Annotated in this window: 27 protein-coding genes and 1 riboswitch; of the genes, 14 read left to right on the forward strand and 13 right to left on the reverse strand. The window is 69.9% G+C overall.

What is annotated here, in order from left to right; all coding sequences use genetic code 11:
* The coding region (locus AW271_RS33940; protein WP_169806438.1) for a WD40 repeat domain-containing protein at positions 1-744 on the forward strand (744 nt) is incomplete at its 5' end.
* 58 nt (positions 745-802) lie between these two features.
* On the opposite strand, the gene AW271_RS33945 is transcribed toward AW271_RS33940, so the two are convergent.
* Complete coding sequence (locus AW271_RS33945; RefSeq protein ID WP_062341713.1) at positions 803-3,250, reverse strand: DUF8508 domain-containing protein; 2,448 nt, start codon at positions 3,248-3,250, stop codon at positions 803-805.
* 255 nt (positions 3,251-3,505) lie between these two features.
* Between AW271_RS33945 and AW271_RS33950 the strand changes: the two genes are divergently transcribed.
* Together AW271_RS33950 and AW271_RS33955 are read left to right on the forward strand one after the other, a co-directional pair.
* Positions 3,506-4,018 (forward strand): RNA polymerase sigma factor, encoded by a 513-nt coding sequence (locus AW271_RS33950; protein ID WP_062341714.1) that lies wholly within the window; start codon positions 3,506-3,508, stop codon positions 4,016-4,018.
* Positions 4,015-4,854 carry a hypothetical protein gene (locus tag AW271_RS33955; protein WP_062341716.1) on the forward strand — a complete coding sequence of 280 codons (840 nt, stop codon included), beginning with the start codon at positions 4,015-4,017 and terminating at the stop codon, positions 4,852-4,854. The genes AW271_RS33950 and AW271_RS33955 overlap by 4 nt, the downstream gene beginning before the upstream one ends.
* On the opposite strand, the gene AW271_RS33960 is transcribed toward AW271_RS33955, so the two are convergent.
* On the reverse strand, positions 4,851-5,624 hold the full coding sequence (locus AW271_RS33960) for an MBL fold metallo-hydrolase (protein WP_062341718.1): 774 nt from the start codon (positions 5,622-5,624) through the stop codon (positions 4,851-4,853). The two genes, AW271_RS33955 and AW271_RS33960, sit on opposite strands and share 4 nt — an antisense overlap.
* Positions 5,625-5,712: 88 nt before the next feature.
* A riboswitch (cobalamin riboswitch) is annotated at positions 5,713-5,928 on the forward strand.
* Positions 5,929-6,002: 74 nt separating this feature from the next.
* Here AW271_RS33960 and AW271_RS33965 point away from each other — a divergent pair.
* On the forward strand, positions 6,003-8,288 hold the full coding sequence (locus tag AW271_RS33965) for a ribonucleoside-diphosphate reductase subunit alpha (RefSeq protein WP_062341720.1): 2,286 nt from the start codon (positions 6,003-6,005) through the stop codon (positions 8,286-8,288).
* A complete protein-coding gene (locus AW271_RS33970; protein ID WP_062341721.1) occupies positions 8,288-9,283 on the forward strand; it encodes a ribonucleotide-diphosphate reductase subunit beta in 996 nt (331 codons plus the stop codon). The genes AW271_RS33965 and AW271_RS33970 overlap by 1 nt, the downstream gene beginning before the upstream one ends.
* Here AW271_RS33970 and AW271_RS33975 read toward each other — a convergent pair.
* The gene (locus AW271_RS33975; RefSeq protein ID WP_157554915.1) at positions 9,280-10,380 is read right to left on the reverse strand and encodes an acetate--CoA ligase family protein; all 1,101 of its coding nucleotides are present in this window, start codon (positions 10,378-10,380) and stop codon (positions 9,280-9,282) included. The genes AW271_RS33970 and AW271_RS33975 overlap by 4 nt on opposite strands.
* 95 nt (positions 10,381-10,475) lie before the next feature.
* Here AW271_RS33975 and AW271_RS33980 point away from each other — a divergent pair, with 95 nt between their 5' ends.
* Positions 10,476-12,017 carry a sensor histidine kinase gene (locus AW271_RS33980; protein WP_062341725.1) on the forward strand — a complete coding sequence of 514 codons (1,542 nt, stop codon included), beginning with the start codon at positions 10,476-10,478 and terminating at the stop codon, positions 12,015-12,017.
* Here the strand turns inward: AW271_RS33980 and AW271_RS33985 are convergent.
* Positions 12,010-12,414 (reverse strand): pyridoxamine 5'-phosphate oxidase family protein, encoded by a 405-nt coding sequence (locus tag AW271_RS33985; RefSeq protein ID WP_062341727.1) that lies wholly within the window; start codon positions 12,412-12,414, stop codon positions 12,010-12,012. The genes AW271_RS33980 and AW271_RS33985 overlap by 8 nt on opposite strands.
* A gap of 51 nt (positions 12,415-12,465) precedes the next feature.
* Positions 12,466-13,107, reverse strand: coding sequence for a response regulator transcription factor (locus AW271_RS33990; RefSeq protein ID WP_062341729.1), 642 nt, complete (start codon positions 13,105-13,107; stop codon positions 12,466-12,468).
* Positions 13,108-13,178: 71 nt separating this feature from the next.
* Between AW271_RS33990 and AW271_RS33995 the strand changes: the two genes are divergently transcribed.
* Positions 13,179-13,571, forward strand: a complete 393-nt coding sequence (locus tag AW271_RS33995) for an SgcJ/EcaC family oxidoreductase (RefSeq protein ID WP_062341732.1) — start codon at positions 13,179-13,181, stop codon at positions 13,569-13,571.
* Here the strand turns inward: AW271_RS33995 and AW271_RS34000 are convergent.
* Together AW271_RS34000 and AW271_RS34005 are read right to left on the reverse strand one after the other, a co-directional pair.
* Entirely contained in the window at positions 13,561-14,046 is a 486-nt protein-coding gene (locus AW271_RS34000; protein ID WP_062341734.1) for a TspO/MBR family protein, read from the reverse strand. The genes AW271_RS33995 and AW271_RS34000 overlap by 11 nt on opposite strands.
* 55 nt (positions 14,047-14,101) lie before the next feature.
* Positions 14,102-15,403 carry an extracellular catalytic domain type 1 short-chain-length polyhydroxyalkanoate depolymerase gene (locus AW271_RS34005; RefSeq protein WP_062341736.1) on the reverse strand — a complete coding sequence of 434 codons (1,302 nt, stop codon included), beginning with the start codon at positions 15,401-15,403 and terminating at the stop codon, positions 14,102-14,104.
* 248 nt (positions 15,404-15,651) lie between these two features.
* Here AW271_RS34005 and AW271_RS34010 point away from each other — a divergent pair, with 248 nt between their 5' ends.
* Complete coding sequence (locus tag AW271_RS34010; protein WP_157554917.1) at positions 15,652-16,479, forward strand: DUF72 domain-containing protein; 828 nt, start codon at positions 15,652-15,654, stop codon at positions 16,477-16,479.
* On the opposite strand, the gene AW271_RS34015 is transcribed toward AW271_RS34010, so the two are convergent.
* The 3 genes from AW271_RS34015 to AW271_RS34025 are packed head-to-tail and all read right to left on the reverse strand — an operon-like array spanning position 16,476 to position 18,821.
* Positions 16,476-17,339, reverse strand: coding sequence for a hypothetical protein (locus tag AW271_RS34015; protein ID WP_062341741.1), 864 nt, complete (start codon positions 17,337-17,339; stop codon positions 16,476-16,478). The genes AW271_RS34010 and AW271_RS34015 overlap by 4 nt on opposite strands.
* 1 nt (position 17,340) lies before the next feature.
* On the reverse strand, positions 17,341-17,817 hold the full coding sequence (locus AW271_RS34020; RefSeq protein WP_062341743.1) for a SigE family RNA polymerase sigma factor: 477 nt from the start codon (positions 17,815-17,817) through the stop codon (positions 17,341-17,343).
* 47 nt (positions 17,818-17,864) lie between these two features.
* Entirely contained in the window at positions 17,865-18,821 is a 957-nt protein-coding gene (locus tag AW271_RS34025; RefSeq protein ID WP_062341745.1) for a GlxA family transcriptional regulator, read from the reverse strand.
* 85 nt (positions 18,822-18,906) lie between these two features.
* On the opposite strand from AW271_RS34025, the gene AW271_RS34030 reads away from it, so the two are divergent.
* Positions 18,907-19,269 carry a hypothetical protein gene (locus AW271_RS34030; RefSeq protein ID WP_062341955.1) on the forward strand — a complete coding sequence of 121 codons (363 nt, stop codon included), beginning with the start codon at positions 18,907-18,909 and terminating at the stop codon, positions 19,267-19,269.
* On the opposite strand, the gene AW271_RS34035 is transcribed toward AW271_RS34030, so the two are convergent.
* Both AW271_RS34035 and AW271_RS34040 read right to left on the reverse strand, forming a co-directional pair.
* Positions 19,266-20,438 carry an AI-2E family transporter gene (locus tag AW271_RS34035; protein ID WP_245653333.1) on the reverse strand — a complete coding sequence of 391 codons (1,173 nt, stop codon included), beginning with the start codon at positions 20,436-20,438 and terminating at the stop codon, positions 19,266-19,268. The genes AW271_RS34030 and AW271_RS34035 overlap by 4 nt on opposite strands.
* Positions 20,439-20,522: 84 nt before the next feature.
* Positions 20,523-21,077, reverse strand: coding sequence for a hypothetical protein (locus AW271_RS34040; protein ID WP_157554919.1), 555 nt, complete (start codon positions 21,075-21,077; stop codon positions 20,523-20,525).
* 144 nt (positions 21,078-21,221) lie between these two features.
* Here AW271_RS34040 and AW271_RS34045 point away from each other — a divergent pair, with 144 nt between their 5' ends.
* Both AW271_RS34045 and AW271_RS34050 read left to right on the forward strand, forming a co-directional pair.
* On the forward strand, positions 21,222-21,752 hold the full coding sequence (locus AW271_RS34045) for a peptidylprolyl isomerase (protein WP_062341751.1): 531 nt from the start codon (positions 21,222-21,224) through the stop codon (positions 21,750-21,752).
* A gap of 85 nt (positions 21,753-21,837) precedes the next feature.
* Positions 21,838-22,731 (forward strand): rhomboid family intramembrane serine protease, encoded by an 894-nt coding sequence (locus AW271_RS34050; RefSeq protein WP_062341753.1) that lies wholly within the window; start codon positions 21,838-21,840, stop codon positions 22,729-22,731.
* Positions 22,732-22,806: 75 nt separating this feature from the next.
* Here AW271_RS34050 and AW271_RS34055 read toward each other — a convergent pair whose 3' ends face one another.
* Positions 22,807-23,055, reverse strand: a complete 249-nt coding sequence (locus AW271_RS34055; protein ID WP_030455197.1) for a cell division protein CrgA — start codon at positions 23,053-23,055, stop codon at positions 22,807-22,809.
* 167 nt (positions 23,056-23,222) lie between these two features.
* On the opposite strand from AW271_RS34055, the gene AW271_RS34060 reads away from it, so the two are divergent.
* From AW271_RS34060 to AW271_RS34065, 3 genes are read left to right on the forward strand one after another with little or no spacing between them, the layout of a single operon-like run.
* Positions 23,223-23,840 (forward strand): class E sortase, encoded by a 618-nt coding sequence (locus tag AW271_RS34060; RefSeq protein ID WP_062341755.1) that lies wholly within the window; start codon positions 23,223-23,225, stop codon positions 23,838-23,840.
* Between the two features lie 12 nt (positions 23,841-23,852).
* Entirely contained in the window at positions 23,853-24,008 is a 156-nt protein-coding gene (locus AW271_RS40980; protein WP_169806440.1) for a hypothetical protein, read from the forward strand.
* 4 nt (positions 24,009-24,012) lie between these two features.
* Complete coding sequence (locus tag AW271_RS34065; RefSeq protein ID WP_083977630.1) at positions 24,013-24,579, forward strand: anthranilate synthase component II; 567 nt, start codon at positions 24,013-24,015, stop codon at positions 24,577-24,579.
* Positions 24,580-24,627 lie beyond the last annotated feature (48 nt).

Below are 24,627 nucleotides of genomic sequence, written 5' to 3' on the forward strand. Positions count from 1 at the left end.
ATATGGGACGCGGGCGCCGAGGTCCTGCGGCTCGCGCACGACGGCCCGGTGAACTGGGTCGTCTTCGACCCAGGCGGCGCAGGCCTGGCGACGGCGAGCGCCGACGGCACGGTCCGGGTGTGGGACGCGGCCACGGGCGCGGAGCTGATCCGGCTGACCCACGGCGACGTGGTGTGGTCGGTGGTGTTCAGCCCCGGCGGCGACCTGCTGGCGTCGGCGAGCGGCGACGGTACGGCCCGCGTCTGGGACACCCGATCGGGCACGGAAAAGGCCCGGCTGGCCCACGACGTCCTGGTGCGGGCGGTGGTGTTCGGGCCCGGCGGCGACCGGCTGGCCTCGGTCGACGACGCCGGGTGCGTACGGGTGTGGGACGTGGTCTCGGCCGCGGAGGTGGCGCGGCTGACCCACGACGGCGAGGTGAACTGGGCGGCGTTCTCCCCCGGCGGCGACCGGCTGGCGACGGCCTGCCGCGACGGCTCGGTGCGGATCTGGGACGCCGCCTCCGGCGCGGAACTGGCCGAGTTGCCGCACGACGACGCGGTGTGGTCGCTGGCGTTCAGCCCCGACGGTTCCCGGCTGGCCTCGGCGAGCGGCGACGGCTCGGCGCGGGTGTGGGCCCTGAGCACCGAGGAGCTGATCGCCCAGGCGCTGGGCCGCCTCACCGAGAACCTGACCGAAGAGGAGTGGCAGCACCACATGGGCCCGGACGTGCCCTACCGCCGCCTGCGCGACGACCTCCCCTGAACGCGGAAACGCCCGTCCCCCGGGGAAGAGGACGGGCGCTTCCGTTCTGCGGAGGGTGTTACTCGACGTCCACGACCGGGCTGCCCGGACGGCACCGCTCGGGCAGCGGCTCCGTGTTGCACCCGGTCAGGATCCGCAGGATCTGCGGGTCGTGGTCGGAGGCCTGGTCGGAGAACTCGGCGTTGATGTGCACGACGCCGTACGCGTAGCCCTTGATGTTCGGGGTCACCAGGATGTGGTCGAGCGCCTGGGAGTTCCCGTCGAAGATGTACGAGTAGCGCTCACCGGCGGGCAGGTCGTTGATCAGCGCCTTCAGCAGCGCGCCGTTGTCGGTCAGCGTGCCGACGGCCGGCGAGAACTGGTAGTCGTTGATGTCGCCCAGGACGACCGCGCGGGCCTGGCCGCCGCTCTTGGTGTTGAGGTCGGCGATGAAGTTGCGCACCTCGGTGGCCTGCGCGATGCGCTGGACTTCGGTGGTGCGGTTCGGGGGCTGGACCGCCGCCGAGTGGGGGTGGTCGCCGCCCTTGCTGTTGAAGTGGTTGGCGACGACGAACAGCTGCTTGTTGCCGTCGTACAGGAACTCGCCGACGAGCGGCTTGCGGCTGGAGGACCACGCCGACGACGTCGGGTTGATGCGGCCGGGGGAGGCCGACAGGTAGACCTGGTTGCTCGTCGGACGCTCGCGCAGCACCGTCACGGCGGTGTTCGCGTCGCCGCCCGGACGGTCCACGAAGGTGGTCCGGGCCGGGTTGAACAGGAAGACCTGGCGGATGTTGCCGCCGGGCGCGCCGCCGTCGGTGCCCTCGTTGGGGTCGATCGAGCGCCAGTCGTAGGTGGGGCCGCCGGCCGCGACGATGGCCGCGATGAACTTGGCCACGGTCTGGTCGGCCGCGACGGTGCCGGTGGCGGTGCCGTTGTTGTCCTGGATCTCTTCGAGGGCCAGGATGTCGGGCGTGCCGAGGTTGACGACCACGGCCTCGGCGAGACGCTGGTACTTCGCGGCCGAGTCGGCGACGGTCAGGTTCTCGACGTTGTACGTCGCGATCGACAGGTCGCCGGCCTTCTTCGCCGGGGTCACCTTCTGGCGCTTGAGGCCGCCCTCGGTGATGGCGCCGAGCTGGGTGGCCTGCAGGACGTAGCCGCCGAAGCTCTGGTAGTCGATGACGCCGGTGGTGCCGGCGGCCAGCGTCGAGCCGACGTTGGCGGCGGGGGCGCCGACGAGCGACTGGATGAAGAACCGGCCCGCGTTGTTGTCGGCGTAGTCGAGGTAGATGTGGCCGCCGCGCGGGGTCGGGTTGTGGTTCGGGGTGTACGACACCCAGAGCTCGCCGAACTCGGTGTTGACCGGGCTGACCAGCTTGGTGTCCTGGGCGACGGTCATCCGCATGCCCTCGTGGACCTCGAGGTAGTCGAGCACGTACGACGACGGCTCCAGCGGCTGGGCCTCCAGGGCGCCCGACTTGGTGTAGACGGCGGGCAGGTTCACCGGGATCGGCGCGGGGAGCGCGTTGCCGCCGCTCACCCTGATGGTGCTGACGGTGCCGCCGATCTCGGTCAGCGCCTGCGAGCCCGTGGCGGGGCGGAACTCGGTGACGCGGCCGGAGGTGACGACCGAGTCGCCGGCGACGACACCGGGGGAGGTCGAGCCCGTGAAGACGAACAGGCCCTCGGAGGTCAGCGGGTCGGCGTCGGCCGAGAGGTCCTGCATCCAGTAGCCGCGCGAGTTGCCGGTGTTGCGGACGGCCGTGACGATGCCGGGCACGTTGGTGACGTTCTGGCCGACGATCGGGGAGATCCGGCCGCTGCCCTGGATGTCGTGGATGCGGACCGAGCCGGGCGTCGGGTCGGTCGGGCCGCCGGTGTCGGTCGCGACGACCGTGGTGCCCGCCGAGTTGGTGGCCTTCGGCACGCCCGAGGTGAAGTCGACCGAGTTGTTGTCGGTGTCGACCATCGAGCCGGACCGGGCGGCGGCCGTGGTGTTCGACAGGCCGGGGGCCGCGAGGGTCTCGACGTTGGCGGTGGCGCCGTAGCCGACGAGGTCCTTCACGTTCGGGGCGGTCGAGCAGGTGATGCCGCAGCCGACCAGCGGGATCTGCGCGGTGACCAGCGCGACGACGCCGGAGGTGCCCGACATCGGGATCGAGCCGATGGCGTCGGGGGTCGGCAGGTTCAGGGTGCCGCCGGCGCCGGCGGCCTGCTGGACCAGGTACTTCCCATGGGCCGGGATGGTGCCCGTCAGGTTCGTCATCTGGAAGACGGCACCTGCGGCGGAGGCGTATTGAACGCTCCAACCGGACACGCTGACCGGGCTGCCGGTGAGGTTGGCCAGCTCGATGTAGTCGTTCTTGATGGTCGCGCCCGAGTTGCCGCCACCGCCGTAGACGCCGGAGATGACGACATCGCTCGAGAGGGCGTTGGCGGGAGCCGGGACGGTCGTCAGGCTGGCCGCGACCGCTAACGACAGACCTGCCGAGGCGATCAGGCGGCGTGCTCTGGGATTAGCCACAGGTGTTCTGCTCCTTGGGGGAGATGGTCTCCACAGAGCATGGTGCCAGCGCATATCCCTTGGAAATGGCACATTCTGCTACTAACGATGTGTTCTCCGTTTCTTTCCGTGACGTTTCACTTCGGCCTGCTCTCCGACGTGCCCAAATGCCGCTTTGACCCTGGTCGTGTACGGATCGACGACAATCCCAGTGAAATGCCGGCGCCGGTCAGCCCATGAAGAAGGTGTACGCAGCCCCGCCGACGAAGGACACCAGTGGATGAACGCCAAACCCGGTTCGAGGAGGTCTACCGGGAGACGTACGGCCGGATCACCGCCTACGCCGCCCGCCGCTGCGCCGACCCCTTGGACGCCGCCGACGTCGTCGCCGAGACCTACACGATCGCCTGGCGGAAGGTGGCCCGATTACCTCCCGGCCCCGAGGCGCTGCTCTGGCTCTACGGCATCGCCCGGCGCGTCGCCGCAGATCACCGGAGGGGTGAGGCGAAACGGCGGGCCCGCATGGTCGAACTCGACGCCGACCTCGCCGCCTTGTACGCCGACCCGGCCGACCTGACCGCGATCCACCAGGTCTTCGCAACCCTCAAGGATGACGATCGGGAACTGCTGGGCCTGCTCGCCTGGGAGGGCCTGTCGCACGAGGAGATCGCGGCCGTCCTGGGGATCTCCCGCAATGCGGTCAGGATTCGCCTGCACCGGGCGCGACGCCGCTTCTCCGAGAAGCTCACCGAGAACGACCTGTGCCTACCGGCGGAAAGGCCCCTGTGAACGACACCGACGAACTCATCGCCGCGCTGGCCAGGGTCGAACCCGGCCATCAAGGCGCCGACCCGTCCGGCGCGGGGGCCCGGACGCTGCTGGCCGGAATCACGACCCGAAAGCCGCGAAGAAGAAGGTTCACGCTGGCCCTGGCCGGAATGGCCACGGCCGTCGGAGCCGGGCTCTTCCAGATCGGCACGCCCTCCTACGCCGTCACCAAGGACGCCGACGGCGTCGTCTGGGTCAGCGTGCACGACTTCGGCGACGTCAGCCGCCTGCGCGATGACCTGATGAGCCTCGGCGTCTCGGCCATGGTCGACCACGTCCCGGCAGGTCACTGGTGCCAGGAGCCACGGGGGGAGATCGTCTACGACGTCCCGCCCGGTCTTTACACCCTCCCGGAAGGAGACGGGCCGGGCTGGAGAATGCGGATCGACGGCACCCTGCTCGAGAAAGACCAGACGATCGTCTACACGATCGGCGCCGACGGGGGCGCCGGCACCTTGGTCTACCGAGGCCCGGTCGCGCCGTGCCGGGTCGTCTCGGGAAGTCCGTTCAGGGAGGTGACCAGCGAAGAGGAGGAGCCGTTCCGGTTCGTCGATCTCGACGTCGGCGGGCAGACCGTCGGGGAGGTCCTGCCCCGCCTACCGGGCGGGAAGGTCGGCTTCATGCCCATCAGCGTTCCGCCGGGCAGCCCCGGCGGCTGGGGCGAGGGGCCTGTCATCGAGAAGGCCGACGCTGGCTGGTACGTCTGGGCGGCCGTGCGGTTCAGGGACGACCCCGGCCGCCTCGTTCTCCTGGTCACCGAGGAGAAGTTCGGCCGCAACCCCGTCACCGGCCGCTAGAACGACGTCGACTGGCCGGGTTCCAGGAGGCGCAGGCGGTCGGCGAGTTCGTACTTCTCGAAGGCGTCGAGCAGGTCGGCCGGGCCTTCGGTGAAATGTTGCCAGCCCTCCATGTGGACGGGGATCACCACCTCGGCGCCGGTGATCAGGGTCGCCTCCACCACCTCCTCGGCCGTGAAGGTCAGGAAGCCGTCGAGCAGCGGGGTGCGGGCGGCGCCGGCGAAGAAGATCCCGGCGTCCATGGGGCCGAGGCGTTCGGTGATCTCGCGGGTCTCCTCCAGTGAGGCGTTGTCGCCGCTCACGTAGATCGCCGGTAGATCGAAGGCGGTCAGCACGAAGCCGGTCACCGGGCCGGTGAGATCTTCCGTGCCCGGCGGCCCGTGGCGGCCCGGCACCCACGTGATGCGGAGGGAGCCGCCGTCGGGTCGCTCGAAGGTCACGTGGTCCCAGGGCCGCAGGCCGGTGATGTCCTCGCCGAGCCGTTCGGCCGCCTCGGGCGTGGTCAGCACCTCGGGCACCTCGTCGAGCAGGGCGCGGCCCGAGCGGTCGAGGTTGTCGGCGTGCTGATCGTGGGAGAGCAGGATGATGTCGAGATCGCCCAGTTCCTCCCGGGAGACGGCCGGGCCGGTGGTCTTGATGAGCGTCCGGGTGCCGCTGGCGATCGGCCCGGGCGCGTCGAAGGCCGGATCGGTAAGCAGCCGGAGGCCGCCGATCTCCAGCAGCGCGGTGGGCCCGCCCACCAACCGCACGGTGCAGGTTTTCCGCTCCATCACCCCATCCTGCGCACACTCCGCCAAGGGGATTCGCCCGGGGGTACCGGACACCACATGTTGATGTGACAGCTGAGAACGATCCCATATATGGTGTCCCACGCGTTGGTTCGCCCCGCCTGCCAGGTGGGACGGCGTAAGAGGGAACCCGGTGGGAATCCGGGACTGCCCCGCAGCGGTGAGTGGGAACGAAAGCCGTCATCAAGCACTGGGCCCGTCGACGGGCCTGGGAAGCGACGGCCGGTAGGCGCTTCGAAAGAGCATGCCCGCGAGTCCGAATACCTGCCAATCGCGATTTGGTCCGAGGCCGCGTGGGACGGCCCCGCCCGGTGCCCTCGTGCCCGCGCGCCTCGGTGAGTTCGCGAGGAGAGGACGAGGATGCGGATCAAGAAGCGCGACGGGTCGCTCGAACCGGTCGACGTGACGAGGATCGTCCGCGCGGTCGAGGATTGTTCCGGCGGGCTCGCCGACGTCGAGCCGCTGCGGGTCGCCACCCGGACGATCAGCGGCCTGTACGACGGCGCCACCACCGCCGAACTCGACCGCCTGTCGATCCAGACCGCCGCCGAGATGATCGGCGAGGAGCCGCAGTACTCCCGGCTGGCCGCGCGGCTGCTGGCGGCCTACATCCGCAAGGAGGTGGAGGCCGACACGTTCAGCCGGTCGATCAAGGAGGGCCACGCCCTCGGCCTGATCGGCGACACGACCGCCGCCTTCGTGGCCGACCACGCCGACCTGCTCGACGCCACGATCGACGTCGGCAACGACCGGCGGTTCGAGTACTTCGGCCTGCGCACCGTGTACGACCGCTACCTGCTCCGCCACCCCCAGACCCGGCTCCCGGTCGAGACCCCGCAGTTCTGGCTGCTCCGGGTGGCCTGCGGCCTGGCCCAGACGCCCGGCGAGGCGGTCGAGCTCTACCGCCTGATGTCGTCGCTGGCCTACCTGCCCAGCTCGCCGACGCTGTTCAACTCCGGCACCGGCCACACCCAGATGTCCTCGTGCTACCTGGTCGACTCCCCGCGCGACGAGCTCGGCTCGATCTACGAGCGGTACGCCCAGGTCGCCCACCTGTCGAAGTTCGCCGGCGGCATCGGCATCTCCTGGTCGCGGGTCAGGTCGAGGGGCGCCCTGATCAAGGGCACCAACGGCCACTCCAACGGGATCGTGCCGTTCCTGCGCACCCTCGACGCCTCCGTGGCCGCCGTGAACCAGGGCGGCCGCCGCAAGGGCGCCGCGTGCGTCTACCTGGAGCCCTGGCACCCCGACGTCGAGGAGTTCCTGGAGCTCCGCGACAACACCGGCGAGGACGCCCGCCGCACCCACAACCTCAACCTGGCCAACTGGATCCCCGACGAGTTCATGCGCCGCGTCGAGGCCGACCAGATGTGGTCGCTGTTCGACCCGAACGAGCTGCCCGAGCTGCCCGACCTGTGGGGCGACGCCTTCGACGAGGTCTACCGCAAGGCGGAGCAGGACGGCCGCCAGGCGCGCCAGATCCGCGCCCGCGACCTCTACGCCAAGATGATGCGCACCCTGGCCCAGACCGGCAACGGCTGGATGACGTTCAAGGACACCTCGAACCGCACCTGCAACCAGGCCGCCGAGCCGGGCAACGTGGTGCACCTGTCGAACCTGTGCACCGAGATCATCGAGGTGTCGAACGACGACGAGACCGCGGTCTGCAACCTGGGTTCCATCAACCTGGCCGCCCACCTGGCCGACGGCGGCGTCGACTGGGCCAGGCTGCGCCGGACCGTCAAGACGGCCGTGGTCTTCCTCGACCGCGTGATCGACATCAACTACTACCCGACCAAGCAGGCCGCGGCGAGCAACCCGCGCTGGCGTCCGGTCGGGCTCGGGCTGATGGGCCTCCAGGACGTCTTCTTCGCGCTCCGGCTGCCCTTCGACTCCCCCGAGGCCAAGGAGCTGTCGACCCGGATCTCCGAGGAGATCTACCTGGCCGCCCTCGACACCTCGGCCGACCTCGCGGCGGAGCACGGGCCGCATCCGGCGTACGGCGAGACCTGGGCGGCCCGTGGGAAGCTCCAGCCCGACCTGCACGGCCTCAGCCCCGAGTGGACCGCCCTCCGCGCGAAGATCGCCGAGCACGGGCTGCGCAATTCCCTGCTGATCGCCATCGCCCCCACGGCGACCATCGCCTCGATCGCGGGCTGCTACGAGTGCGTCGAACCGCAGGTGTCGAACCTCTTCAAGCGCGAGACGCTGAGCGGGGAGTTCCTCCAGATCAACAACGCGCTGGTCGCCGAGCTCAAGGCCCGGGGCCTGTGGACCGAGCCGGTCCGGACCGCCATCCGCCAGGCCGAGGGCTCGGTGCAGGGCATCGCCGAGTTGCCTGGTGAGGTCAGGAGCCTGTTCCGGACCGCGTGGGAGCTGCCGCAGCGGGCCCTCATCGACATGGGGGCGGCGCGGGCGCCGTACATCGACCAGAGCCAGTCGCTCAACCTGTTCATGGCCAGCCCGACCATCGACAAGTTGTCGTCGATGTACCTGTACGCCTGGAAGTCGGGCCTGAAGACCACCTACTACCTGCGCTCGCGCCCCGCGACGCGCATCCAGCAGGCCACCGTGCCCGTCGCGGCCGTCGACGCCGCGATCGCCTGCTCCCTGGAGAACCCCGAGTCCTGTGAGGCGTGCCAGTGATGCTGCTCGACCCCGGCATGAGCCTGACCCTGCGCCCGATGCGCTACCCGGCGTTCTTCGAGCGTTATCGCGACGCCATCAAGAACACCTGGACCGTCGAGGAGGTCGACCTCCACTCCGACCTCGCCGACCTGGGCAGGTTGTCGCCGGCCGAACGCCACCTGGTGTCGCGGCTGGTGGCCTTCTTCGCCACGGGTGACACGATCGTCGCCAACAACCTGGTGCTCAACCTCTACCAGCACGTCAACGCCCCAGAAGCGCGCCTCTACCTGTCGCGGCAGCTCTTCGAGGAAGCCGTGCACGTGCAGTTCTACCTGAACCTGCTCGACACCTACGTGCCCGACGAGCAGGAGCGCTTCGAGGCGTTCGCGGCCGTCGAGAACATCCCGTCGATCAGCCGCAAGGCCGAGTTCTGCTTCCGCTGGATCGACTCCCTCGGCGACCTGAAGAGCCTGGAGACCAAGGCCGACCGCCGGGCCTTCCTGCTCAACCTCATCTGCTTCGCCGCGTGCATCGAGGGCCTGTTCTTCTACGGCGCCTTCGCGTACGTCTACTTCCTGCGCTCCCGCGGCCTGCTCAACGGCCTGGCCTCGGGCACGAACTGGGTGTTCCGCGACGAGTCGATGCACATGGCGTTCGCGTTCGACGTCGTCGAGGTCGCCCGCGCCGAGGAGCCCGACCTGTTCGACGACGACCTGGTCGCCCAGATCAGGACCATGCTCGCCGAGGCGGTCGACTGCGAGGCCCAGTTCGCCGAGGACCTGCTCAACCAGGGCGTGCCGGGCATGTCGATCGCCGACATGCGCCTCTACCTGGAGCACGTCGCCGACCGCCGGCTGGCCCAGCTCGGCATCGCGCCCCTGTACGGCTCGAAGAACCCCTTCGCCTTCATGGAACTCCAGGACGTGCAGGAGCTCTCGAACTTCTTCGAGCGCAAGGTCTCGGCCTACCAGGTCGGCGTCACCGGCTCGGTCAGCTTCGACGCCGACTTCTAGCGCACGCTCAGCCGCGCCCCGGTGACGGTCACGCCCTTCGAGGAGACCGTCACCGGTGACAGGTCCACCGACGTCACCTCGGGGACGGTCGCGACCAGGCGGCCGACCTGCGTGAGGAGTTCGCCCAGCGCGGCCGTGTCGGCCCGGGGGTGGTCGCGGTAGCCGTACAGGAGCGGGGAACAGCGCAGGTCGGCGATCATCTCGGCGGCGGCCTCCGGCCCGAGCGGCGGCACCCGGCAGGCCCGGTCGCCGGTCAGCTCGGCGACGACGCCGCCGTAGCCGACCACCACGAGCGGCCCGGTCACCGGGTCGTTGACGCCCCGCACGGTCATCTCCACCCCCGGCCACGAAGGGCCGAGCGTGATGCCGAAGTGGGCCAGCAGCGCCGGAGTGTCGTGGACGAGGCCGCGCGCCGCCGGGTCGTCGGCCGCGAAGAGCCATTCGGGCGCGGTCCGCCGCCACTCCACGTAGGCCGCCACCCGGGCCAGCGCCCCGACCGCCTGCTCGGGGTAGGCGTAACACGGCACCCGGCCGCCGACCAGCCCGTCCTGGCCGAGCACGCACGCCAGCGTGGTCACCTCGCGCTCGGCCGCCAGCACGGTCTTCCACGCCGTGCCGAGGTCGGCCCCGAACGGCGCGACGACCAGGCACGCGTCGGCGTCGGCCTCGGCCCCGCGCGGGAGCAGCGGCGTGGCCGCGTCGGCGTGCAGCAGGTCGCCGCTGACGGCCACCCGGCGGCCCGCGGGCAGGGGCTGGTAGGCGAGCAGCCGGACGGTGTCGACCAGGTCGCGCAGCCCTTCGACCAGGATCACCCCGGTGGCGCGGGCGAGCGCCGCCAGGCCCTCGGTGATCCCGGCCGGGGTGAAGACCACGATCGGCTTGCGGCGGCTGACCCGCGCCGCGACCTGCGCGAACTCCCGGGGGTCCCCCAGCGAGTCGACGACGATGACCGTCGTCAGCGGGTCGTCGCCCCAATGGGTCAACATCTCCGCGTCGTCGGCCCGCACGTAGGAACACACCGGCAGCACGTCGACGAGCGCCGCCAGCACCGCCTCCGACCGCGCCAGCACGGCCACCTCACCAGGAATGGAAACCACGCGATCAGGCTGCCCGCGTCGAGATCTCCCGGCTAGGGCCGGACGGCTCGCCCCGAAAGGACCAAAGTCCCGCCGGTTAGGAGCAGAATGTCGGCATGGCTCACCCCCTCGTGCCCAGCATGCGCCTGGATGAGCTGCTCGCCGAGCTGCAGACCCGGCTCGAGGCGGTGCTGGCCACCCGCGACCGCGTCCACTCGCTGCTCGAAGCCGTCGTGCTCATCGGCAGCGACCTCCAGCTGGAGACGGTGCTCGGCCGGATCGTGGAGACCGCCGCCCGGCTGGTCGACGCCACCTACGGCGCGCTCGGCGTGGTGGGCGAGGAGTCCACCCTCCTGGAGTTCATCCCGGTCGGGCTGAGCGAGGAGGAGATCGCCCGCATCGAGCACTGGCCCCACGGCCTCGGGCTGCTGGGCCTGCTCATCAAGGAGCCGAAGCCGCTGCGGCTGGCGCGGATCTCCGACCACCCCGACTCCTACGGCTTCCCGCCCGGCCACCCGCCGATGGGCAGCTTCCTCGGCGTGCCGCTGCGGGTGCGCGACGAGGTCTTCGGCAACCTCTATCTGACCGAGAAGCGCGGCGGCGCCGAGTTCGACGAGGAGGACCAGGCGGTCGTCACCGCGCTGGCCACGGCCGCCGGCGTCGCGATCGAGAACGCCCGCCTCTACGAGGAGACCCGCCGCCGCGAGATGTGGTTGCAGGCGTCGTCCGAGGTGACCACGAGCCTGTTGTCGGGCGCCGGCCCTCACGAGGTGCTCACCCACGTCGTCGGCCGGGCCCGCGAGATGGCCGACGCCGACGTCGCGGTGTTGCGCTTCGGCAACGGCACCGAGATCGTCGAGGGCGACCTCGCCGACCTCGTCGACCAGACGTCGATACCGCTCGGCCGGGTCGGTTCGGTGCGCGCGGTGCTGCTGCTGGGCAAACGTCCGGGGCGGTTGCCGTTCACGCCGTCGCTGGTGCGCATGCTGAGCGCCTTCGCCGACCAGGCGTCGATCGCGCTGGAACTGGCCGAGGCCCGCGAGGACGCCGAGCGCCTGGGCCTGCTCGAAGACCGCCACCGCATCGCCAAGGACCTGCACGACGTCGTCATCCAGCGGCTGTTCGCCACCGCCATGACGCTGATGAGCACGGTCCGGCTGGTCGAACACCCCGAGGCGGCGACCCGCGTCAGGCACACGATCGACGAGCTCGACGAGACGATCCGGCAGATCCGCTCCACCATCTTCGCGCTGCAGTCGCCGGCCGTGATGGGCGAGCAGAGCCTCCGGTCCCACATCGTCGAACTGGTCGAGGGCGCCCGCGGCCACCTGGGCTTCATGCCCGGCCTGCGGATGGACGGCTGGCTCGACAACGCCGTGAGCGACGCGGTCGCCGAGCAGCTGCTCGCCGTCCTGCGCGAGGCCCTCTCCAATCTGGTACGCCACGCGAAGGCCACCCGCGCCGACGTGGTGGCCGAGGTGACCGACGGCGTGCTGACGTTGATCGTCCAGGACGACGGCGTCGGCGTCGCCGCCGAGGGCCGCCGCAGCGGCCTGCGCAACCTGGAGGAGCGGGCGGTCCTGCTGGGCGGGTCGTTCTCGATCGGCCCGGCCGGCGCCTGGAACACCCGCCTCCGCTGGAGCGTGCCCGTCAATTAATACGGCGCCCCGACACCTCTTCGGTCGAGAGCGTCACGAAGTGGTCGAAGGCCGACGGCGCCCAGGGCATCAACGGCAGCGCCGACAACCGGGCGACCTCCTCGGGCGCGGTCACCCCGCGGGCGTGCCCGAGCACGGTCACCGACCAGCCCGAACCGGTGTCCTTGTCGACGTCGTCGATCTCGAAGGCCACCACGGCGTCACGGGTCGCGGCGGCCAGGCGGGAGCCGATGGCGGTCCGGATGACGACGGTCTCCCCGTCGAGGACGTAGTTGACCGGCTGGACGGCGGGCAGCGCCCGATAGGTGAAGACCAGCCGCCCGATAGGCGTGGTGGCCAACAGGCGCAGGCACTCCTCCCGCGACAACACCGTGAGTCCGGCCGAGTCGATTCTCATGACGTGAGTCTGCCGGTAACGGCATATAGGGGATTAGGGACCTAAGTCACATCAATCGCGCCGATCTGCCCTCATCCGGGCCGCGAGAGCCGCCGCCTGCGTCCGGCGCTGCATGTTCAGCTTGGCCAGCAGGTTGGAGACGTAGTTCTTGACGGTCTTCTCCGCCAGATACATGCGCTCGCCGATCTGCCGGTTCGTCAGCCCCTCGCCGATCAGCTCCAGGATCGTGCGCTCCTGCTCCGACAACATCCCCAGCGGGTCGGTGCGGCCGGCCTGGTCGCGCAGCCGGTGGAGCATCGACGCGGTGGTCTGCGGGTCGAGCAGCGACTGCCCGGCGGCGACCGTGCGGACCGCGCCCACCAGGTCGGAGCCGTGGATCTGCTTCAGCACGTAACCGGCCGCCCCGGCCATCACGGCCTCGAAGAGGGCGTCGTCGTCGGCGTAGGAGGTGAGCATCAGGCAGGCCAGGCCGGGCACCTGGCTGCGCACCTCGCGGCAGACCTTGACGCCGTCGCCGTCGGGCAGGCGTACGTCGAGGATCGCCACGTCGGGCCGCAGGGCGGGGATGCGCGCGGCCGCCGCGGCGGCGGTGCCCGCCTCGCCGACGACCTCGATGTCCTCCTCCGACTCCAGCAGCGCTGCCACTCCACGCCGCACGACCTCGTGGTCGTCGAGCAGGAAGACACGAATCATGGGACGAAATCTAGATACCGGAGGTCTCCGGCGGAAGGGACCTAAGCCCTCCTTGACGTCAAGCTCACTTGATGAAGCACGCTGAGGCCATGGACATCGAGGAGATCAGAGCCGTCGTCGCCGCCGTCGAGCACGCCCAGCGGAACGAGCTGGTCGAGGAGTTCGTCGCCCTCTTCCGCCACGACGCGATCTGGACCACCGGCCACGGCCGCCGCCTGTACGGCCGCGACGAGATCGCCGCCTTCACCCGGAAGGTGCTGCCGGGCGCGATGACCGACCTGTCGGTCACCTTCGAGATCGAGCACGTGCTGTTCATCCGCCCCGACGTCGCGGCGGTGAAGGTGGTCCAGCGCTACACCCCGTCGGACGGCAACCCGGGCTCGCCCATGTGGGTGATGGCCAAGGAGGACGGCCGCTGGTTGCTGACCGCCTGCCAGAACACCGAGGTGCTCCCTACGTGTTGAGCCGGCCGAACTCGTAGCTGAGGGCGATGAGGTAGGTCGTCCAGGCCATGAACGGCAGCAGTAGCAGGGCCGCCATCCTGCTGTCGCGCCAGAAGACGAAGAAGCCGACGACCTGCAGCACCAGGAAGATCGCCGCGTCGACCGCGGCCAGGTAGTGGAGGCGCAACCCGAGCGAGAGCGGCGCCCACAGGCCGTAGGCGATCAGCTGGGCCACCCACCACCACAGGGCGAAGGGCCGGGCCTCCTCGTACCAGAGCAGGCCGGCGATCAGGGCGAGGGTGAGTGAGAGGAAGGCGAACATCGGTCCGTGCAGCCAGATCGGCAGCTCGAAGGGGGGACGCTGGAACTCCGCCAACCCCGGCCGCGCGTTCTGCGCGATCACCCGGTTGTCGATCGCCGTCATCAGCACGGCGAGCAGCGCGAGCACCAGCCCCGGCCAGCGCCGGAGCCAGTGGGTACGCGGGGGTTCACTCATGGTGACACCGTAACGTCCCGTAAAACGGCCCGGCCGGAGCCGGGCCGTTTCCCGGTCAGGCGACGGTGCAGGCGGTTCCGTTCAGCGTGAACGCGCTCGGCCGCGCGGTGTTGCCGTTGTGGTTGGCGTTGAACCCGAACGACTGGCTCCCGTTCACGGGGATCGTCGCGTTGTACGACAGATTCGCCGCCGTGACGTTCCCGCTGGCCGGCGAGACGGTGGCGTTCCACGCCGAGGTCACCGTCTGCCCGGACGGCAGCGTGAACGCCAGGTTCCACGAGCCGATCGGGCTGGTCCCGGTGTTGGTGACGGTCACCCCGGCCGTCAGCCCGGTGTTCCACGGGTTGACCGTGTAGGTCACCCGGCAGGGACCGTTGTTGGGGGTCGGCGTGGGCGTGGGCGTGGGCGTGGGCGTCGGGCTGGGCGTGGGCGTCGGGGAAGGCGTCGGCGTGGGTGAGGGTGACGGCTGGGCGCCGTCGAGGCCGAAGAAGGTGATCGCCATCGCGGCCTGACCCGACAGCGGCAGGTTGTGGCCCACCCCCTGGAGGCTGATCGCCTCGACCTGGGTGCCGTAGCGGGTCCGCGTCCAGCCGGAGCGCGGGGTGTCGGTGGAGGTCGGCGTCTGCGACAGGCCGTGGACGTTGGTCCACTGCTTGATCTGCTCCCCGAAGTTCGGGTAGCGCAGGGTGGCGTCCTCGGTGCCGTGCCAGATCTGCATCCTCGGCCGGGGCCCGGTGTACCCCGGGTAGGCGCCGCGCACCAGGTCACCCCACTGCTGGGCGGTCCTGATCAGCTGCCCGTTGGCGCACTGGCTGTTCCACGTCGACCCGCCCGTGGTGGCGAAACAGGCGAACGGCACGCCCATGAACGCCGCCCCGGCCCGGAACACGTCGGGGTAGTCGCCGAGCAGGACGTTGGTCATCATGCCGCCCGAGGAGGCACCGGCGGCGAAGACCCGGTTCGGGTCGGCGTTGTAGCGCGACTTCACGTAGTTGACCATCGAGACGATGCCCACCGGGTCGCTGTTGCCGTTGTGGGTCAGCGCGCCGGAGGAGTACACGTCGAAGCACTGGCCGCTGCGGGTCGCCGACGGGTAGATCACGATGAAGCCGTAACGGTCGGCCAGGGAGGCGAACTCCGTGCCCGTGTAGAAGGCGGGACCGGTGCCGGTGCAGTAGTGCACGGCCACCAGGATCGCGGGGCGCTGGGCGACGGTGTCGGGGACGTACAGGTGCATGCGCAGGTTGGTGGGATTGGTGCCGAACCCCGTCACCTCGACGAGCGAGGCCGCCTGAGCCGGGCGCAGGGGCAGCAGCCCCGCCGCGAGGATCAGGAGGGCGACCAGGAGTCGTTTCATGCTCTCCTCCGAACGTTCGAAATATATCGGAGAGTGAACCGAAATATTTCAGCAGGCAACGTTCCGCGCGGAGGAGATCAGCCCACCTGGGACGGGTCATGAAACATTCGGAAAGAGGTTCTCAAGGTCTTCGGCACCGTGGTCACCGACGCCTGGCGCGACGACCAGTGCCGCAGGGCCGCGGCCGACCGGTTGTTCCGTTCCCGTTCCCGTTTTCGTCACCTCGGCCCAGGTGATTGCATGACCCCATGCGACTTCGTCTTGCCGTGGGCTGTGCGATGTGGAACCAGAAGTCGTGGCCGTCGGAGGGCCTGGCCGACTACGCGGCCCACTGCACCGCCGTCGAGGGCAACACGACCTTCTACGCCGTCCCGTCGCGCGAGACCGTCGAGTCGTGGGCCCGCCAGACCGGCCCCGACTTCCGCTTCCTGGTCAAACTCCCGAAGACCATCACCCACGAACGCCGCCTGACGGGCGCGGCCGACGAGCTGAGGGCGTTCCTGCACACGATGGAGCCCCTCGGCCCCCGCAACCACGCCCTGTGGATCCAGCTCCCCGGCGGCTTCGGCCCGGCCGACCTCGGCGTCCTGGCGGCCTTCCTGCGCGGGCTGCCCACGGGCCACCGCTACGCCGTCGAGGTCCGCCACCGGGCCTTCTTCGACGACGAGCGGGCCGCCTCGGCGCTTGAGAAGGTGCTGGCCCCCCGCGACGCCGAATGGGTGCCCTTCGACACGACGGTCCTGTTCGAGCGGCCCCCGACCTCCGACACCGAACGCGAGGCGTGGACGCGCAAACCGCGCATGCCCAGAAGAGACCGCGCGCTGACCGCCCACCCGCTGATCCGCTACATCGGCCGCGACGACCCCGACCGGACCGTCGAGGGCTGGGCCTTCTGGGTGGAGAAGACGGTCGAGTGGCTGAAGGAGGGCCGCTCGCCGACGATGTTCGTGCACACCCCCGACAACGTCGACGCGCTCACCCTCAACCGGCGCTTCCACGAGGAGGTCAGGGCGCGCCTTCCCGAACTGGAGCCGCTGCCCGAGCCTCCCGAGACGGAGCCGCTGACCCTCTTCTAGAGCACGGACAGGTGCAGGCCCTCGCCGACGGCGTACAGGTCGAAGCGCCGCAGCGTCTCGGCGTCGTCGGCGCACAACGTCACCCGTTCCGACTGGCGGCTCACGGCGTCCAGGCAGGCTCCGGCGCGGGAGACGCCCCACCCGATCCGCACTGTCACGGGCCTGCCGTGGAGCGTGTAGTGGACCCGCTGCTCCCAGAACCTGGGCGCGGTCTCGGTGCCGAGCCGGACCACCTCGATCCGGTCGAGCCGCCACCCCTCGGGCAGCAGCGCGTCCGCCGCGTACGACCTCGGCCGCAGCACGACCGTCAGCTCCGACGCGACGCGGTGCAGCACGCCGCGGACGTCCCGCTCCGGCAGGTCGTTCGTGCCGGCCTGGACCCAGGTTCCGTCGGGCATGCGCCAGCGCAACCAGTCGTCGTCCACCCAGAACGCCGGGTTCCCGTTCACCGGCGGCGCCTGCTCACCGCTCCCCGGAGGCACGAGCAGGTCGAGCAGGATCGCCGACTTGGGCTGGTCGCCCGACTCGTAGATCGCCGCGCGCTCGTCATCGACGTCGTAGATCGAAAGACTGCCGCCCCCGCGCCTGACCGACTCGGGCAACCAGCCGAAGACGGGATAGCGGTCGAGGACCGCGCCGCCGGTGACCGAAGGACCGGCGACGGTGTCGGCTTCCCGGTGGGCCGGGTTGAGGAACACCGCCAGCGCCCCCGCGAGCGCCAGTGCGCCCGCCAGGCCGCCGACCTGCCGCGCCCGCCGCCGTCTCCGCCCGCCGCGCACGGCCCGGCCGACGTCGATGGTGGTGTGCGGGGGCGGGTTGCGTACCAGATCATGAAGTTGCACGGTCAGCCCGTCGGACACGTCAGACCCTCTCCAGGTTCCTGCGCAGCGTCGCCAGCCCCCGCGAGGCCTGGCTCTTGACGTTCCCGGGCGAACACCGCATCGTCCGCGCCGCTTCCTCGATCGACAGGTCGCAGTAGTACCGCAGCACCACCGCCGCCCGCTGCCGCGGCGGCAGCGCGTCGAGCGCGGTCCGCAGGTCGAGAGCCGTCTCCAGGTCCTGTACGGCCACCGCCTCGTCCGTCCCCGTCCACGGCACCACCCACCGCGCCCAGAACCTCCGGCGCTCGGCCAGGAACTCGTTCACGAGCACCGCCCGCGCGTAGCCGTCGAGGTTCCCGGCCCGCCGCGCCCGCTGCCAGTGCACGAACAGCTTGGTGATCGCCGCCTGGACCAGGTCGTCGGCCTGATGCCAGTCGCCGCACAACAAATAGGCCACCTTGCGTAACCAGGGCGTCTTCGCCGTGGCGTACTCGATGAACTCGGCGTCCGCCGCCATCAGGAGCCCTCCCGGGGATGCCGTCACATCTCTGATGGCCCGAGCCGTCAGGAAGGTTGCACGGAGGTTTTCCGGAACCGCGACGGGGCGATGCCGTAGCGGCCGGTGAAGGCCTGGCGCAGCGACTCCGCCCGGCCGAAGCCGGTCCGCTGGGCGATCACCGCCATCGTCAGGTCGGTCGTCTCCAGCAGCCGCGCCGCCGCCTCCAGCCGGGCCTCGCGCACGTACCGGGCCGGCGACGACCCCAGGTGCTTCACGAACAGCCGGGTCAGGTGGCGCTCGCTGGTGCCGGCGCGGCGGGCGAGGGCGGCCGTCGACAGGTCGTCGCACAGGTTGGCCCCGATGAAGGCGGTGAGGGTGCTCAGCGGCCCGTCGGGGGCGGGAGGCTTGACGAACATGCTCATCTGGGCCTGGTTGCCGGGCCGCTGGAGGTAGGTCACCAGGTGCCGGGAGGTCATCCGGGCCACCTCGGCGCCGTGGTCCTCCTCGATGAACGCCAGCGTGAGGTCGAGCGCGGCGGTCACCCCGGCCGAGGTGGCGACCGCGCCGTCGCGGATGAAGATCGGGTCGGGGTCGACCGTGATCCGCGGGTGGCGGGCGGCCAGGCGGGGGGCGTGCCACCAGTGGGTGGTGGCCCGGCGGCCGTCGAGCAGGCCGGTCTCGGCCAGCACCGACGCGCCCGTGCAGACCGAGGCGACCCGGCGGCTGATCGCGGCGAGCCGCCTGACGTGGGCGACCAGCACGGGATCGTCCGCGGCGTCGTCGCAGCCGATCCCGCCGGCGACGATCAGGGTGTCGAGCGGGCCGGTCTCGTGTTCGAGCGCGCCCTGCGCGGCCAGGGTCAGCCCGCTGGCGCAGACGACGGGCCGCCCGCCGAGGGTGGCGAACGTGACGTCGTAGGGAGGCGCGGCGCCGAACAGGTTCGACATGATCAGCGAGCTGGTGACACAGGCGATGTCCAGTAATTCGGCGGCCGGATACCCGACGACCACGACTCTCCGCATGACAGCAGACTAAGAGCCCAGATTTCCGGACACATTGGTCTCCGGACGTAGGTTCGGCTCCTTCTCGCGGACCATCCTCGACCGCATGAACTGGAAACGATTCGTCCTGCACTACCTCGAGATGATCGTCGCGATGTTCGCCGGGATGTTCCTGCTGGGCCTGGTCACCGGCCGCTGGGACCTCGGCCCCGAGCTCGGCTACCTCGTCATGGCCACCAACATGTCGATCGGGATGGCCGTCGTCATGCGGCTGCGCGGGCACTCATGGCCACGCACCCTGGAGATGTGCGCCGCCATGTACGCGCCCGCGCTGGTGGCCTTCCCGCTCTTCTGGGCCGGCGTGCTCGACGACCACGGCCTGATGATGACGACCCACGTGATCATGTTCCCGCTGATGCTCGCCGTGATGCTGCTGCGCCGCGACGAGTACGCCCACGCCCACCATTAGAGCTTCTCCTGCCGGGGCAGGACCACCTCCCGCAGGATCAGCAGCAGGGCGGCGGCCAGCGGGATGCCCAGCAGGGCGCCCACCACGCCGAGCAGCGCGCCGCCCAGCAGGGCGCCGATGATGGTCGCGATCGGCGGCACGTCGACCGACGACTTGAACACCCTCGGCGAGATCACGTAGTTCTCGATCTGCTGGTAGATCACGAAGAAGATCACGCACGCGATGCCGACGGGCAACGAGGTCAGCAGGCCCACCAGAGAGGCCACCGCGGCCCCGATGACCGCGCCGACCATGGGGATCAGGTCGGTGATCGCCACGAAGATCGCCAGCGCCAGGGCGTAGGGCACCCCGGCGATGGTCAGGAAGACGAACGTCACCACGCCGGCGATCAGGGAGATGATCAGGTTGCCGCCGACGTAGCCGCCGATCTGCCTGATCACCTCGTCCACGAGCTTGGTCACCCGCTCGCGCCGCGAGCGCGGCACCAGCCGGTAGCCCGACTCCTTGATCGTGTTCAGCGACCCGAGGAAGTAGAGCGTCAGCACCAGCACCGTCAGGAAGCTGAACACGGCGCTGATCACCACGCCGGCCACGCCGAGAAGGCCGCCGAAGAGCTGGGTGGCCAGGTCGCCGCTGGTGACGTACTGCGTCAGCTTGTCCAGCACCTGATACTCCTGGTCCAGCGACCGGATCAGGGGATGGTTCTGGAGCTGCTGGACGAGCGTCGGCACGTCCTGGATGAAGCCGGTCGTCTGCTCGGTGAGCGCCGGCACGATCGACACCGCGAAGATCGCGAAGAACGCGATCACCCCGACGAACACGATGGTGATCGCCCAGATGCGGGCCATGCCCCGGCCGTGCAGCCACTCGACGGCCGGGTTGAGCCCGATCGCCAGGAACAGCGACACCACGATCAGGACCAGGACGGACCCGGCGGCGGCCACCATCTGGACCAGCCACCAGGCCGTCAGCACGCCCAGCGCGGCCACCAGGCCGAACATGAACGGGCCGTTGCCCATGGGCTTGCCGGGACGGCCGAACGGCAGCTTGTGCTCGCCGGTCGGCTCGCGTTCCGGCGGAGGCGGCGGTTCGGCCACGGCGCCGATGGGAGCGTGTGCGATGGGCGTCTCGACGGGCGAGGGCCCGGAGGAAACGGATTTGTCCGTCACGAGAGCCAAGACTGCCCCAAACGTGCCCTCATACACAAAGAAGCCGACGCCCGATCATGGGCGCCGGCTCCTCCGAGCTGGGCCTCAGGACATGCGGTTCTGCATCTCGTCGGCCTTCTGCTCCATCGTCTCGCCCGCCTGGTGAGCGCGGTGCCGCACGTGCTCCACCTTGCCGCGGACCGCCTCCTTGGTGTCGGACATGGTGTCCGCCCACTGCCGGGCGTTCCGCTTGTAGAGCGCGAAACCGATCGCGCCCATGGCCAGGCCGCCCATCAGCACCATCATCGGCATCCGGGTCCGCCGCTTGACGATCGGCGGCGCCGGGTCGATGCGACGGGCCATCTCGGCCATCATCGCGGCCACCCTCGGCGCGATGTGCTCCTCGAACGAAATCGCCGCGTGGTCAAGCCGCGGGGCGGCCCAGTAGCGGGCGTCCTCGAACCGGCTCGTCGCGACGTCACGGGCGGTGCCCGCGTAGTCACGAGCGTTGCCGGCCATGCCGATCGCGCCGTCACGGGCCATGCCGGCCATCGGGCCGACCCTGTTGGCCGTGCGGTAAGCCGAGTGTTTCGCCCGGCTCGCCCACGTCTCTGGATAGTCGAGCGCGGCGCGCGCCTTCTTCTTCATTGTCCGGGACACGACAACCTCCCCTGTCGAATTGGGGCCCCGAAGCGTCACCTTCCCGGCGGAATGCCCCTCAATCATCACCAGGGGCGCTCCGGACGATCGCTACCCTTGCCCTTGGAAAACATCGAGTCTGTGACACAAAGGGGGCGGCCACGCATGGCTGAGAACCTCATCGCGACCCTGAACACCAACCGGGGCACGATCAAAATCAAGCTCTGGCCGAACCAGGCGCCGAAGACGGTCCGCAACTTCGTCGAGCTCGCCGAGGGCACCCGGGAGTGGACCCACCCGGAGACCGGCCAGAAGACCAACGCCAAGCTCTACGACGGCACCGTCTTCCACCGCGTGATCGCCGGGTTCATGCTCCAGGGCGGCGACCCGCTGGGCCAGGGCATCGGCGGCCCCGGCTACGACTTCGACGACGAGATCCACACCGAGAACCAGTTCAACCGCCCCTACCTGCTGGCCATGGCCAACGCGGGCAAGCGGTTCGGCAAGGGCACCAACGGCTCGCAGTTCTTCATCACCGTCGCCAAGACCCCCCACCTGAACCAGGGGCACACGATCTTCGGTGAGGTCATCGAGGGCAGCGACGTGGTCGACGCGATCGCCGTCACCGAGACCGACGGCCGCGACCGGCCGATCAAGGAAGTCGTCCTGGAGTCGGTCACCATCGACCGGGTCTGATCGCCCGCGGCGGAGGCGCCCCACGGTGGGCGCCTTCGCCGTTTCCGTATGGCAGGCTGTGGTAAGGCCCCTCCGGAAGGACCCCATGACCACCCAGCCTCCCTCGATGGAACCGGGCTCGGCGGCGGTGCCCACCTGCTACCGGCACCCCGAGCGCGAGACCTACGTCCGCTGCCAGCGGTGCGACAAGCCCATCTGCCCCGACTGCATGCAAGACGCCGCGGTCGGCTTCCAGTGCGTCGAGTGCGTCCGCGAGGGCAACAAGGGCGTCCGGCAGGCCCGGGCCCAGTTCGGCGGCGGCCACGTCACCGTGCCCCGGGTCACCTGGGCGCTGCTGGCGGTCAACGTGCTGGCCTACGCGGCCGAGCTGGTGCTGGGCGGCGAGTTCGTCAACCGGTTCTCCACCTCGCCGGGCGCGATCTACGGCGGCGAGTTCTGGCGGCTGATCACTGGCGCCTTCCTGCACTCCCGGCCCACGTCGGCGTTCGCGATCACCCACATCCTGTTCAACATGTGGGCGTTGTGGGTCATCGGGCCCGAACTCGAACGCCGCCTGGGTCACGCGCGGTTCGCCGCGCTCTACCTGACCGCCGCGCTCGGCGGATCGGTCGCCGTCTACCTGTTCAGCGCCTACTCGGCCGTCGGCGCCTCGGGCGCCATCTACGGCCTGTTCGGCGCGATGTTCGTGATGGCCCGCCGCCTCGGCTACGACGCCCGCGGGGTGGTCTGGCTGATCGGCATCAACGTCTTCGTGACCTTCGTGATCCCCGGCATCAGCTGGCAGGGTCACCTGGGCGGCCTGGTCGTGGGCGCGCTGGTGGCGGTCATCTTCGCCTACGCGCCCGAACGCAACCGGTCGGTCATCCAGTGGGCCGGCGTGGCCGCGGTGCTGCTCGTGCTGGTGCTGACCGTCTACCTGGCCGATCCCTACGCGTTCGTCGCCGAGTGGGAGAGGCAGATCGGGCCGTTCCCCCGGTGAAACGAATACGGGCTGATGCTTCCCCAGGCTGTGGAAAAACCTGTGGAAAGTCTCAGCCCGTCGTCGTGAACCCGGCTAGCGCCACTTGGTGGAGAGAACCACACCGAAGATGATCAGGGCGAACCCGATCGCCAGGTTCCAGTTGCCGAGGGGCTCGAACACGGGGCCCGTGCGGCCGACGATGTAATAGGCCGCGATCCAGCCGATGCCGAGGATCCAGGACGCCACCATCACCGGCGCGAGCCAGCGGGGGCTCACCTTGACCGTCGTCGTCTTCTGCGGCGGGGTGTAGACGGCCTTCTTGCGAACCTTCGAGTTGGGCACGGGAGTCTCCTGATGGTCACCCGCGCTCGATGCGGGTCTGGCAGTAAGCGTAGTCGCTAAGAATAGACGCCGACGTCCCCGAAGGGCGATTCCCCTTTCCATCGGGCGTCCGCAAACAATAGGTCAACACCGGGGATCTCGAGCACCCCCACTTCTACGGTGGCCCGGTGAGGGCGATCCTGCGGACCATCGGTGAGCTCAGCATCACCCTGGGTGTCGTGTTGCTGCTCTTCTGCGCCTACCTGCTATGGGGTACCAGCGCCTACACCGAACGCCACCAGCGCCTCCTCCAGCGCCAACTCGAGGCCGAGCAGGCCGACAAGCCCCTCGGGAAGGTCGAACTCGGCGGCGCCGTGGCCCTCATCCGGATCCCCCGCCTCGGTGCAAGTTACAAATACGCCATCGTCGAGGGCGTCGAGGACGAACACCTGCGCCAGGGCCCCGGCCACTATCCCGGTTCGGCCCAGCCCGGCGAGGTCGGCAACTTCGTCGTCTCGGGCCACCGCACCACCTACGCCGCCCCGTTCAACCGCATCGACGAACTCAAGAAGGGCGACCCCATCGTGGTCGACGCCCGCGAGGCCCGGTACACCTACCAGGTCACCGGCACGAAGATCGTCGAACCCACCGAGGTGGACGTCATCGAACCGGTCCCCGGTCACCCCGGCAAGAAGGCGGTGAAAGCCCTGATCACCCTCTCGACCTGCCACCCCGAATACTCGGCCCGCCAGCGCCTCATCGTCTTCGGCTCCCTCACCAAGACCGAGGAACGCGATGTGATCTAGGAGGTCCTGCGTATGTACGCCTTCATCTGGCGCCGCCTGCCCGGCAACCGCGCCGCCAAGCTGGTCGGCACGCTCCTGCTGCTCGGCCTGGCCGGGCTCGTCCTCTGGTACGGCGTCTTCCCGTGGCTGGAGCCGCGTGTCGCCCTTGACGAGGTGACCGTAGGGTGAGCAGGTGCGCATTCTGGTCGTCGACAACCATGACAGTTTCGTGCACACCATCGTGCAATACCTGCGTGTCCTCGGCGCCGACTGCGACGTCCGGCCCCGCGACGACGTAGGGGTCGCCGACGCCGGCGGGTTCGACGGGGTGCTGGTCTCCCCGGGCCCCGGGGCTCCCGAAGACGCCGGGGTCAGCGTGCCGCTGGTCCACTGGTGTGCCGCCCGGCGGGTGCCCTACCTGGGCGTCTGCCTGGGCCATCAGGCCCTGGCCGTCGCCTACGGCGGCGAGGTGAAGCGGGCCCCCGAACTCCTGCACGGGCGCACCAGCCCGATCGCCCACGACGGCCACGGGGTCTTCGAGGGGCTGCCGAGCCCGGTCACCATGACCCGCTACCACTCGCTGGCGGTGGTGCCCGAGACCGTGCCCGGGGAGCTGACCGTCACCGCGACCACCCCCGACGGGGTGGTCATGGGACTGCGGCACAGGTCAGCCCCTCTGGAAGGGGTGCAATTCCACCCAGAATCGGTCCTGTCCGAGCATGGCTCACAATTGCTCGGAAATTGGCTCAGAAACCTGTAACACGGCGGGGGCTGTAACCGAAGTCACAGTGAGGGTTTCCGCCATTGC

Source organism: Herbidospora sakaeratensis (genome assembly GCF_001570525.1).
In the GTDB taxonomy this organism is placed as follows: Bacteria; Actinomycetota; Actinomycetes; order Streptosporangiales; family Streptosporangiaceae; genus Herbidospora; species Herbidospora sakaeratensis.